Genomic DNA, 10,737 nt, shown 5'->3' with positions numbered 1-10,737 from the left:
TCCACGGCGAACCGCGGCGCCGTCCAGCCACCGCCACGCACGGCGGTGGCGATCTGATCGGCGAGCCGGGCCGGCGGCACCACGAAACCGAGGGTCAGTCCCGGCGCGATCCGCTTGGACAGGCTGTCGACGAGCACCGTGCGGTCCGGCGCGAGCGCGGCCAGTGGAGGCTCGTCGCACAGGAACGTGTAGACGCCGTCCTCGATCAGCGGCAGGTCCAGTTCCTCCAGCACCGCAACGACTTCCGCGCGGCGCGCGTCCGGCATCGTGATGCCGAGCGGGTTGTGCAGGGCCGGCTGGAGGTAGACCGCGCGCACCGCCGACGTGCGCAGTGCGTCGGGAAGCACGCCCTGGTCGTCCATCTCCAACGGCACCGCTGTGATCCCGAGCCGGGTGGCGATGGTCCGCACGACCGGATAGGTGAGCTCCTCGACTCCGAGCCGCCCGCCGACCGGGACCACCGCCGCGATGGTCGCCGCCAGCGACTGCTTTCCGTTGCCGGTGAAAAGGATCTGGTCCTGCTTCGGCCGCCATCCGTTGCGCGTCAACAGGTCCGCGGCGGCGGCTCGGGCAGGAGCGGTGCCCGTCACGCCGCCCGCCCGCAACGCGTCCGCGAGCACGTCCGGTCGCAGCATCGTGGCCAGGCTGCTCGCGAGAAGTGCCGCCTGCTCGGGCAGCACCGGGAAGTTCAGCTGCAGATCCACCGGCGCGCCGCCGGGATCGACCAGCGCGGGTTCCGCCGCGTGCGCCCGCACGAACGTGCCACGGCCGACCTCGCCGATGACGAGCCCGCGACGCCCCAGCTCGCCGTACACCCGCGCCGCCGTCGAGTTCGCGATGCGGTGGCGCCGGGCGAACACGCGTTGCGGTGGCAGTCGCTCGCCAGGCCGCAGCCGCCCGGCCGCGATGTCGGCCGCCACGGCGTCGGCGATCCGGTGGTAGTCCCGCACATCAGCCCCAATTGCACCGAGAGCAATGTTTTCATTGTACCGAGCTGAGGCCGTGGTTACGGTCGGATTCATGAGCACCGCGAACGTCAACGGGATCACCATCGGCTACGACGACGAAGGCACCGGCGACGCGTTGGTGCTGGTACACGGCCATCCCTTCGACCGCTCGATGTGGCGTCCGCAGGTCGAGCACTTCAGTGCGGCGGGGTGGCGGGTGATCGCCGCGGACCTGCGCGGCTACGGCGAGAGCACGGTCGTCCCCGGCATCACGCCGCTGCCGGTCTTCGCCTCCGACATCGCGGCGCTGCTCACCCACCTCGGCGTCGAGAAGTTCGTGCTGGGAGGTCTTTCGATGGGCGGGCAGATCGTCATGGAGTGCGCGCGTACGTTCCCGGACCGCCTTCGCGGCCTGATCCTGGCCGACACGTTCGCGCACGCGGAAACCGAGGCCGGGCGCAGGACGCGTCACGAGATGGCGGACCGGCTGCTGCGCGAGGGCATGTCCGGCTACGCCACCGAGGTGCTGTGGAAGATGGTGGCACCGCACAACATCGCCGCCGGCGAGCACGTCTCCCGGATGATGCACAACGCTCCGCCGGCGGGTGCCGCCGCGGCGCTGAGGGGCCGCGCGGACCGTCCTGACTACACCGAGACGCTCGGCGCCATCACGGTGCCGACTCTGGTGGTGGTCGGCAGCGACGACGAGTACACCCCGGTCGCGGACGCGGAGTACATCCGCGAGCAGGTTCCAGGTTCGGCGCTGGTCGTGGTCGACGGCGCCGCGCACATGCCGAACCTGGAACGCCCTGAGGAGTTCAACAAAGCGGTGGCCGAACTTCTAGCGCAGACCTGAGCCGATGCCCGTGAGCCCGCGGACCTCCATCTCGGACTGCTTGGCGGGGTCCGCCGGCTCCTTGCTCAGGATCGTGCCCAGGAAACCGGCCAGGAACGACAGCGGGATCGACACGATGCCGGGGTTGCTCAGCGGGAAGTACGAGAAGTCGGCGTCGGGGAACATCGACGACTTCGACCCGGAGATGGCGGGGGAGAAGACGATGAGCAGCACGCAGGACGTGAGACCGCCGTAGATGCTCCACAACGTGCCGCGCGTGTTGAACCGCTTCCAGAACAAGGAGTACAGCAGCGTCGGCAGGTTCGCGGACGCCGCCAAGGCGAACGCCAGAGCGACCAGGAAGGCGATGTTCTGACCGTTCGCCGCGATACCACCGACAATCGCCAGCACGCCGACGCAGACCGCGGTGATCCGCGCGACCCGGACCTCGTCACGCGGATTCGCCTCACCGTGCTTGATGACGTTCGCGTAGACGTCGTGCGCGAACGAAGCCGACGCGGTCAGCGTGAGACCGGCGACGACGGCGAGGATCGTGGCGAACGCGACCGCGCACACGATGCCGAGCAGTACCGTGCCACCGATCTGGAACGCCAGCAGCGGCGCGGCGGAGTTCTCGCCACCGGGAGCGCCGGTGATCTTGTCGGTGCCGACCAGTGCCATCGCGCCGAAGCCGATGACCAGGGTGCACGAGTAGAAGATCACCATCATCCACGTCGCCCACACGACGGACCTGCGGGCTTCCTTGGCGTTCGGCACCGTGTAGAAGCGCATCAGCACGTGGGGGAGCGACGCGGTGCCCAGCACCAGAGCGAGCGCCAGCGACAGGAAGTCGATCTTCGAGAGGTCGGACGCGCCGTACTTCACGCCCGGCGAGAGAACGGCCTCGCCCAGCGGCGACTTCTGCGTCGCGCGGTCGAGCATCGCGGACATGTCGAAGCCGAACTTGCCGATCAGGAAGATCGTCAGCAGCGACACGGACAGGATCAGCAGGATGGCCTTGATGATCTGCACCCACGTGGTGCCCTTCATGCCACCGACCAGCACGTACAGCACCATGACGATGCCGACGACCGCGATGATGATCGCCTGGCCGACGGTGCTGTGCACGTCCAGCAGCAGCGCCATCAGACCGCCGGCGCCCGCCATCTGCGCGATCATGTAGAAGAGCGAGATCACCAGCGTCGCGTTCGCCGCGGCCGCGCGCACGGGGCGCTGGCGCATGCGGAACGCCATGACGTCGCCCATCGTGTAGCGGCCGGTGTTGCGCAGGCGCTCCGCGATGAGCATCAGGCCGATCAGCCAGGCGACGACCCACCCGATCGAGTAGAGGAAGCCGTCGTAGCCGTTCACGGCGATGGCACCCGAGATGCCCAGGAACGACGCGGCGGAGAGGAAGTCACCCGACAGCGCGATGCCGTTCTGGGTACCGGTGAAACTGCTGCCCGCCGCGTAGTAGTCCGACGCACTGACGTTCCGCGTCGAGGCGCGGTACACGATGTAAAGCGTCAGAAGAACGAAGATGCCGAAGACGGACAGGTTGATCGCGGTGTTCGTCCCGGTCACGCGAGCTCCTCATCGGTTTCCGCGAGCGCGCGCACCTTCTCGACCTGCGGGTCGAGCCTCTTCTTGGAGTAACGGGCGTACGCCATTGTGATGATGATGGTGGTGACGAACTGGAGGAATCCCATCGTCAAGCCGACGTTCACCGTTCCGAACAGAGGAGTGCTCATGAAGTCGGCGGCGTAAGCCGAAAGCAATACGAACGTGACGTACCAAGCGAGGAACAGCAGTGTCGCGGGGAGAATGAATCGCGTCACCCGGCGCTTCAGCGCGAGAAAATCCTCACTCGTTTGGATGGCACCGAAATCAGGCTCACCGTCACCATCCACAAGCAATGAGTGACGGGGGTCGTCAAAGGTCGCGAAACCGGGGCTCGCCGGGCGTGACACGGAGGGCAGCGCCTTCGTCATCAACCGCTCGCATTCGTTACGGGGAGTACCCGGCGAGCGCCTGCGCGGCAGCTGCAGCCGGACCGGGGGTGGAGGGCGCAAGCGTAACCACGCGTGGCGATGAGTCAATCCCTGGAGCTGTGAGGACCACCCCATGAGGTGGGCTGTCACGGTGGGTGATCGGTTGAGCACTCCTCAGGTCGTTGTCGCGTCACGTTCTCTGGCCTACTATCCGCTCACACCCGATACGGCCGATCTGGATATCGAGCTGGGGGTGTCTCGACTCGCGGGGATTCACCAGGCCAGGAGGTAGCCGATAGTGGGGCACTTCGAGCGCGCCTTGGGGATCATTTCGTGAATGTCGAGTGGAGAAAGATCAGCGACTGGCGCAACTGGCGCCTGCCCGTCAAGCTCGGCGTCGTGCTGCTGGTGCCGGTGGCGGTCGCCGTCGGCGCGGGCGCACTGCAGATCTCCGGCTACGTCGACCGGTCGAACAACTACGTGCAGATGCAGGGCCTGGTCCGCCTTCGTGCCGATCTCGCGCCTTTGATCTCCAGCGTCCAGCAGGAACGCACCCTCGCGGCCCAGAGCGCGACCAGCGGTTCCGGTGTCGGCGCCTACCAGAACCAGATCAGCGCCACCGACAACGCCGCCGCGACCGTCCGCCGCCGCGTCGAACGCACGGACGGGCTGAGCGACGTCGCGCGCAACCGCTTCACCGAGCTCGGCGGTCAGCTCGAGACCATGAAGAACCTGCGGGAGAAGGTCTCGCAGGGCGGCGACGGCGGCGACCCGTCAGGGGGCACCGCGGGCTACTCCGCGGTCGTGAAGTCGTTGCTGGACTTCGAACAGACGCTCATCAGCCAGTTCGGCGACGAGGCCATCTCCGGCACCGCGCTCGCGCTGCACAACATGGTCATCGCGCAGGAGCAGGTCTCGCTGCAGCACGCGATCGTCTTGGCCGGGATCGGCAGGGCCAAGCTGCTCGGCCCCGAGGTCCGCATGCTGGAACAGTCCGACATCCGGCTGCAGGACCGGCTCAACGACTTCCAGGCCATCGGCACGATCGAGCAGCGCCGCACCTACGACCAGACGGTGACCGGTGCCGCCGTCGCGAACCGTTCCGCTCTCGTCGAACGCGCGCTCACCCAGCCCGACGGCACACCTGCGCCCACGACGCGTCCCGGTCAGCCCAAGCCTCCGCCCTCGTTCGGCATCGCCGTCGACGACTGGAACAAGTCGTCGGGCACCACCGCCCGGCTGATGGAGCAGGTCGTCCGCCAGCTGCAGGACGAGCTCGCGAACTCGGCGGCCGTGCTGCAGGACGAGACGTCCAACAAGGCGGGCGCCGCCGCGGTCATCCTGCTCGCGATGCTGCTCATCGCCGGCACGCTCGGCTTCGTCATCGGCCGCTACCTGCTGCGCTCGCTGTCCGAGCTGCGGCACTCCGCGCTCGACGTGGCGCACCACCACCTGCCGGAGGTCGTCGCCGCGATCCGCGCCGACCGCAAGCCGGACACCGAGATCGAGGCGGTGCCGGTGCACACGACCGAAGAGTTCGGTCAGGTGGCGCGCGCGTTCGACGCCGTGCACGAGCAGGCGATCCGTTCCGCCGTCGAGCAGTCGTCGCTGCGGTCGGGCATGAAGAACATCTTCGTCAACCTGTCGCGCCGCTCGCAGGGCCTCGTCGAACGCCAGCTCAAGCTCATGGAGGAGCTGGAGCGCCACGAGGAGAACCCCGAGCAGCTCGCCAACCTCTTCAAGCTCGACCACCTCGCGACGCGCATGCGCCGCAACAACGAGAACCTGATGGTGCTCTCCGGCACCGACGTCGCGCGCCGGTTCCACCAGCCCGTTCCGCTGGCCGACGTGCTGCGCGCCGCCGCGTCGGAGATCGAGCACTACCAGCGAGTCGTGGTGAAGTCGACGCCGTCGGTGGAGATCGTCGGCTACGCGGCCAGCGACCTCGTCCGTCTCGTCGCGGAGCTGCTGGACAACGCCGCGGCGTTCTCCGCGCCCACCACCCAGGTCGTGATCGGCTCGCGGGTCGACCAGCAGGGTGCCGTGCTCGTCGAGGTCGCCGACCAGGGCATCGGCATGGGTCCGGCAGAGCTGACCGAGGCCAACGAGCGACTGTCCTCTGGTACAGAGGACGACGTGCCGGTCTCGCGTCAGATGGGTCTGTTCGTCGTCGGCCGCCTCGCGACCCGGCACGGCGTCACCGTCCGGCTGCGCGGAGCGGGAGAGGGCCGTGAAGGCCTGCGGGCGCTCGTGCTCGTGCCGTCGGAGCTCGTCCGCTCGCACGAGGAGGCCGCGGCACCTGCCCAGCCGCGCCACGCCGCACTGCCCCAGCCCAAGCAGATCGCCAAGCAGCCGCACGTGGTCGTGAAGACCCCGAACCTGGCTCCGCAGCCCGCGCCGGCACCGGCCATCGAGCACCAGCGCGAGTCGGCGGAGTGGATGTCGTTCCGCGGCGCGGCGATCGACGAGTCCATGCCTCAGCATCCCCCGCGCCACGCACCGGCTCCGGAGAAGCCCGTGCCGGCTGAGACACCAAATGAGACGACGTCTTCCTGGTTTTCCGGCAGCGGAGTCTCCGGCGAAACGGTCAACGGTGATCATTCGCCGGCAACGCCCCACCCACCTGCGTCGTCACCGTCCGTAGTGGCGTCCTGGTTCGGCAAGAAGCCAGGCGGGACGGTCTGGGAGCAGGCCGGCGACCCCGTCACGGACGCCGGCGAGACCGATGCCGGGTTGCCGAAACGCGCGCCGCGTAAGAATCTGCTTCCCGACCTCGCGGAACGTCCCGAGAACGGCACACGCCCTGCTGTGGGCCCGAAGCGCGATCCGGAACGAGCACGAGGCTTTCTCGCCAGCTACCAGACGGGCCTGCGTCAGGCACCGCTGGGCAGCAACGGGAATGGAAACGGCCAGGGGAACGGCCAGTGGAACGGGGAGAAGGCATGAGCACGCCTCAATCGCGCCAGGTGGACCAGTTCGGCTGGCTCATCACGAACTTCACCGATCGCGTGCCCGGTGTCGCGCATGCGATCGTGATCTCGGTGGACGGCCTTTTGCTCACGAAGTCGACAGGTCTGCCGCCGGACCGCGCCGAGCAGCTCGCCGCCATCTCGTCTGGCGTCACGGCGCTCACAATGAGTGCCTCGCGCTGTTTCGAAGGCGGCGGAGTGTTGCGCACCGTGATCGAGATGGACTACGGGATCATGCTTCTCATGTCCATTCGAGACGGGTCTTGTTTGGCGGTTCTCGCCGCCCCCGACAGCGACGTCGGCCAAGTCGCCTACGAGATGACAGTGGTCGTCGACCAGGTTGGCCAGATCCTCACCCCCGAACTGCGAGCGCAGCTGCACAGCGTGAGGTGATCATGAGTTCGGCCGCTGACGCGCACCGGCGACGCAGGCGGGCTGAGACGCCCGCCGAGCAGACGTTCGCCGACCTGATGAACGGGTTTTCCCTGGACTCGGGTCGAAAGCGAGCGCACACGGCGTCCCCTGTGCCCGCGCGTGAAGCGACTCCCGTTGTACCGCAAGAAGAAACACCGGCCTTCGAGCCGCCCGTCCAGGAGGCTCCCGACGCCTCGATCGTTCGTGCATATGCCTGGACGGGTGGGCGCACACGGTCGAACATCAACCTCGAGATCGAGACACTTGTCTCCGCCAATGATCAGAGTCGGCAGTCTGCAGGTATCTTGCAGGCTGAGCACCAACACGTAGTCGAGCTGTGCCGCTCGCCGCGATCCGTCGCGGAGGTGGCCGCACTGATGCGTCTCCCGCTGGGAGTCGCCAAGGTGTTGCTCGGCGACATGGCGGAACGAGGTCTGGTGGACGTGCACCAGACCGCTTCCGCGGGCGGTGTCACGCCGGACCTCGGGTTGATGGAGAGAGTGCTGAGTGGACTACGTCGGCTCTAGATTTCCCGACTTCGGGCCCCCTGGGCCGCCTGGTCGGGAGCTGACCTCGGCCAAGATAGTCGTCGCTGGAGGCTTCGGCGTCGGCAAGAGCACCTTCATCAGGTCCATCGTGGAGAACGATCTCCTCACGATGACCGCACTCCCACCGGAGCGCGCGGGTCTGGTCACCGAGCTGGTGCGCATCCAGTTCGGCCGGGTGTGGCTCGACCCCGGCCTCGCGCTGCACCTGTTCGTGGCCCCGCAGTGGCAGGACCCGCGCGCCGGCTGGAGCGACGTCGTGCGCGGCGCGGTCGGTGCCGTGGTGCTGTTCGACGTGATGCGTCCCGCGGACTCCGTGGACGCCATGCGGTACTTCGAGGACCACCGGATCCCGTACGTGCTGGCGTTGAACAACGTGCACGCGTCCGTCCGGTCGGACGTGAAGGCCATCATCCGCGGGATGGGCATCGCTCCCGAGGTGCCGGTCGTGAACTGCGACCCGCGCGTGCGGCTCTCGGTGCGCGAGACGCTGATCTCGCTGACCGAGCACGCGAAGCTCGACCGGTGGCGGCGCCGGGCCGGTCCCGACGAGACCACACCTCTCGCGCCTGTCTGCTGACAGCGTTCTCCTCCGCCACACCGCATCGCGGCCGTAACCTGCCACCGAGGCGGCTGTGAGCGGAGGATTTGCGTGAGTGGTGAACCGGGGCGCATCAGGCGAGCGGTGCAGGCGTTCGTCAGCGACGAGAACCTGGACCTGTACGCACTCGCGGTCGTCGGGCTGCTGTTCACGATTCTCGGTGTGACAGGGCTTTCCGACGTCAAGACGCTGGCCTCTGCCGTGCTGGGCCTCCTGGCGATCCTCGCGTTCTCGCAGATCAAGACGAGGAAGCTGACCCAGCGGATGAGCCGGGCGCTGGCCGGCGCGGTCACGCTGCGCACGGATTTTCCGCCGGACCTGATCGCTCGCCGGGCGGCCGCGTCCGACATCCTCCTGATCGGTCGCACCATGACGAGGACCGTGCAAGGCCTGCGCACCGACATGCCCGCTGTTCTGAAAGCCGGCGGGCGCGTGAGAGTCCTCGTGCTCGACCCCACCGACGAGCCGCTCATGCTGACCGCGGACCGCCACCGCTCGCACCCGCAGGGCGTCGACCGCCTGAGCACCAGGATTCGGGCGACTCTGGACGACCTCACCGCGTTCCGGGAGCGGCATGGCGGCCGGCTGGAGATCCGGGTGCTGTCCAGCATCCCGTCGATGGGCTACAACTGCCTGGACGTGCAGAAGCCGAATGGTGTCGTGTGCGTGCAGCACTACGAGTTCCACGCGGAGGGCGAAGCGGCCCCGATCATGGTGTTCTCGAAGGAGGATGCTCCCTGGTACCAGCACTTCGGCGCGGAGGCCGAACGGCTGTGGGAGTCCGGCGTCGAGTGGCCCCTGAGTGCGCGAGCCTGGTCGGAGCGCGCCCGTCGCCCCGTGTTCAGCGAGGAGTTCGGTCCGGAACTCACCGACGTGCTCGACGCCGCCGACGAAGTGCTGATCACCGGAATGGCCAGGAACGCCTTCTTGAACGCGCAGTTCGGCAAAGTGGAGGCACGCCTGCGCAACGGGCAGGCCGTGCGGTTCCTGCTCGTCGACCCGTCCGTGCCGACCGTGGACGTGATGGCGGAGCGGTACTACGCGGAACGCTCCGCCGACACGGCCAGAGAACGAATCCGCGCGAGCCTCCGGCTGCTCGGCGAGCTGAAACGGCTCACCAAGGGCGATCTCTCGGTGCGGCTGACGAGTCATCCGCTGTCCACCGGTGTGATCGCGGTGGGCAGCGGAGGTGCGCAGGCCGCTGTGTACGTGGAGTACTACACCTACCAGGCGCCCGGCGAACCGAAGTTCGTCCTGCATCCCGGTGACGGCTTCGGCTTCCAGTCACTTCTCGGTGAGGCGGAAGCACTCTGGGCCGGCGCGAAGCCGCACGCACTCGATTGACGCCGACGGTCAATTTCCGCGAATCGGCCTCAGGTCGGAAAGCTGCTGGGTGTGCCCTGGCACGTGGCTCTCAGCGAGACCGTTGACGAGATCGGCGAGCGAGACCGGTTGGTCCAGGACGACCTGGTCGTTGGACATCAGGAATGACGGCACCAGAACAGAAGCGGCCTTCTCGCTGAGCTGGTCCGCGATGTCGCAGAGGACGGCGGCCTGGCTGCGGACGTGAGCGATCAGCTCGGCCCTGCCGGTGTGCTCGGCGATGATCCGGTCGAGGTTCCAGCCGTCGAGGCAGATCCGGTTGTCGAAGGTGGGCCGCGAGCCGGACACGACTCCCAGTGCGACAGCGGCGGTCGCGGCGTCGACGCTGAGGACGTGGGCCAGCACCTGATCGGCGTTCCACCCTCCGTCGGCGGCGTCGCCGAGGTCGGGGGCCGCCGCCACTTCAAGGAACTTCTCGTAGGCGCTGCGCAGTGCGGTCGTGTCCATCGGTACGTCCTTGTCGGTGTCGGGATTAAGTGCAACCGATGGTTGCACTAGCGTCTCCAATCTGCAACCCCGGGGTTGCAAAAGTGTTGACAAGATCGCTACGATGACTTCAGTGTCGACCGAAAGGGATCACTGATGAGCGTGGGCAGGGAAACCCGGCTGTCCGCCTGGATCGAGCGGTTCGCGGCCCACTTCGCCGAGGAGGGCATCCCGTTGATCGGCGGCCGCATCCTCGGCTACCTGCTGGTCTGCCAGCCGGTCGAGCGCACCGCCGCCGAGCTTTCCCAGGAGCTGGAGGCCAGCAGCGGGTCGATCAGCACGAACCTGAAGTACCTGGTCACCGTCGGCCTGGTGACCAAGCGGACCAGGCGCGGCAGGCAGGCGGCCGAGTACCGGATCAACGAGAAGGCCTGGACGGAGTTCGTGCAGCGCAAGCTCAACGCGATCGCCAGCGTCCAGACGCTGACCGACGACGGCATGCGGTTGCTCAGCGGCGACCCGGAGCGCGCGATGCGGCTCAGGACCGTCGACCATCTCTACGGTTGGCTCTCAGAGGAACTTCCCGCTTTGTGGGAGCGCAGGCCCGCGTCACCGAAGTAGCGTGG

Annotated in this window: 11 protein-coding genes; 7 read left to right on the top strand and 4 right to left on the bottom strand. The window is 67.8% G+C overall.

Annotated features, from left to right (window positions below; genetic code table 11):
• On the bottom strand, positions 1-950 hold a 950-nt coding region (locus FXN61_RS18625; RefSeq protein ID WP_312877835.1), incomplete at its 3' end, for an aminotransferase-like domain-containing protein.
• 70 nt (positions 951-1,020) lie between these two features.
• Here FXN61_RS18625 and FXN61_RS18620 point away from each other — a divergent pair.
• On the top strand, positions 1,021-1,803 hold the full coding sequence (locus FXN61_RS18620; RefSeq protein ID WP_167975324.1) for an alpha/beta fold hydrolase: 783 nt from the start codon (positions 1,021-1,023) through the stop codon (positions 1,801-1,803).
• On the opposite strand, the gene FXN61_RS18615 is transcribed toward FXN61_RS18620, so the two are convergent.
• Both FXN61_RS18615 and FXN61_RS18610 read right to left on the bottom strand, forming a co-directional pair.
• Positions 1,789-3,366 (bottom strand): monocarboxylic acid transporter, encoded by a 1,578-nt coding sequence (locus FXN61_RS18615; protein WP_167975323.1) that lies wholly within the window; start codon positions 3,364-3,366, stop codon positions 1,789-1,791. The genes FXN61_RS18620 and FXN61_RS18615 overlap by 15 nt on opposite strands.
• Positions 3,363-3,773: a DUF485 domain-containing protein gene (locus tag FXN61_RS18610; RefSeq protein WP_167975322.1), complete on the bottom strand. Its 411-nt coding sequence runs from the start codon at positions 3,771-3,773 to the stop codon at positions 3,363-3,365. Before FXN61_RS18610 ends, FXN61_RS18615 begins: the two co-directional genes overlap by 4 nt.
• 333 nt (positions 3,774-4,106) lie before the next feature.
• On the opposite strand from FXN61_RS18610, the gene FXN61_RS18605 reads away from it, so the two are divergent.
• From FXN61_RS18605 to FXN61_RS50140, 5 genes are all read left to right on the top strand, one after another.
• Positions 4,107-6,719, top strand: a complete 2,613-nt coding sequence (locus tag FXN61_RS18605; protein ID WP_167975321.1) for a nitrate- and nitrite sensing domain-containing protein — start codon at positions 4,107-4,109, stop codon at positions 6,717-6,719.
• Positions 6,716-7,135, top strand: coding sequence for a roadblock/LC7 domain-containing protein (locus FXN61_RS18600; RefSeq protein WP_167975320.1), 420 nt, complete (start codon positions 6,716-6,718; stop codon positions 7,133-7,135). Before FXN61_RS18605 ends, FXN61_RS18600 begins: the two co-directional genes overlap by 4 nt.
• A 2-nt stretch (positions 7,136-7,137) precedes the next feature.
• Complete coding sequence (locus tag FXN61_RS18595) at positions 7,138-7,683, top strand: DUF742 domain-containing protein (RefSeq protein ID WP_167975319.1); 546 nt, start codon at positions 7,138-7,140, stop codon at positions 7,681-7,683.
• Between the two features lie 109 nt (positions 7,684-7,792).
• On the top strand, positions 7,793-8,281 hold the full coding sequence (locus FXN61_RS18590; protein ID WP_188135215.1) for an ATP-binding protein: 489 nt from the start codon (positions 7,793-7,795) through the stop codon (positions 8,279-8,281).
• 72 nt (positions 8,282-8,353) lie between these two features.
• On the top strand, positions 8,354-9,646 hold the full coding sequence (locus tag FXN61_RS50140) for a DUF5919 domain-containing protein (RefSeq protein ID WP_188135214.1): 1,293 nt from the start codon (positions 8,354-8,356) through the stop codon (positions 9,644-9,646).
• Between the two features lie 9 nt (positions 9,647-9,655).
• On the opposite strand, the gene FXN61_RS18580 is transcribed toward FXN61_RS50140, so the two are convergent.
• A complete protein-coding gene (locus tag FXN61_RS18580; protein ID WP_167975318.1) occupies positions 9,656-10,132 on the bottom strand; it encodes a hypothetical protein in 477 nt (158 codons plus the stop codon).
• A gap of 135 nt (positions 10,133-10,267) precedes the next feature.
• On the opposite strand from FXN61_RS18580, the gene FXN61_RS18575 reads away from it, so the two are divergent.
• A complete protein-coding gene (locus FXN61_RS18575; RefSeq protein ID WP_167975317.1) occupies positions 10,268-10,732 on the top strand; it encodes a GbsR/MarR family transcriptional regulator in 465 nt (154 codons plus the stop codon).
• Positions 10,733-10,737: the final 5 nt, after the last annotated feature.

Source organism: Lentzea indica (assembly GCF_012184385.1).
Lineage (GTDB): Bacteria > Actinomycetota > Actinomycetes > Mycobacteriales > Pseudonocardiaceae > Lentzea > Lentzea indica.
Note: the sequence above shows the minus strand (reverse complement) of the source record. Positions and strands in the feature narration are given on the sequence as shown.

Excerpts from the sequence above, each read along its gene's own strand:
- FXN61_RS18595 (WP_167975319.1), top strand. The coding sequence starts at position 7,138 with ATGAGTTCGGCCGCTGACGCGCACCGGCGACGCAGGCGGGCTGAGACG.
- FXN61_RS18610 (WP_167975322.1), bottom strand. The coding sequence starts at position 3,773 with ATGACGAAGGCGCTGCCCTCCGTGTCACGCCCGGCGAGCCCCGGTTTC.
- FXN61_RS18580 (WP_167975318.1), bottom strand. The coding sequence starts at position 10,132 with ATGGACACGACCGCACTGCGCAGCGCCTACGAGAAGTTCCTTGAAGTG.
- FXN61_RS18575 (WP_167975317.1), top strand. The coding sequence starts at position 10,268 with ATGAGCGTGGGCAGGGAAACCCGGCTGTCCGCCTGGATCGAGCGGTTC.
- FXN61_RS18620 (WP_167975324.1), top strand. The coding sequence starts at position 1,021 with ATGAGCACCGCGAACGTCAACGGGATCACCATCGGCTACGACGACGAA.
- FXN61_RS18600 (WP_167975320.1), top strand. The coding sequence starts at position 6,716 with ATGAGCACGCCTCAATCGCGCCAGGTGGACCAGTTCGGCTGGCTCATC.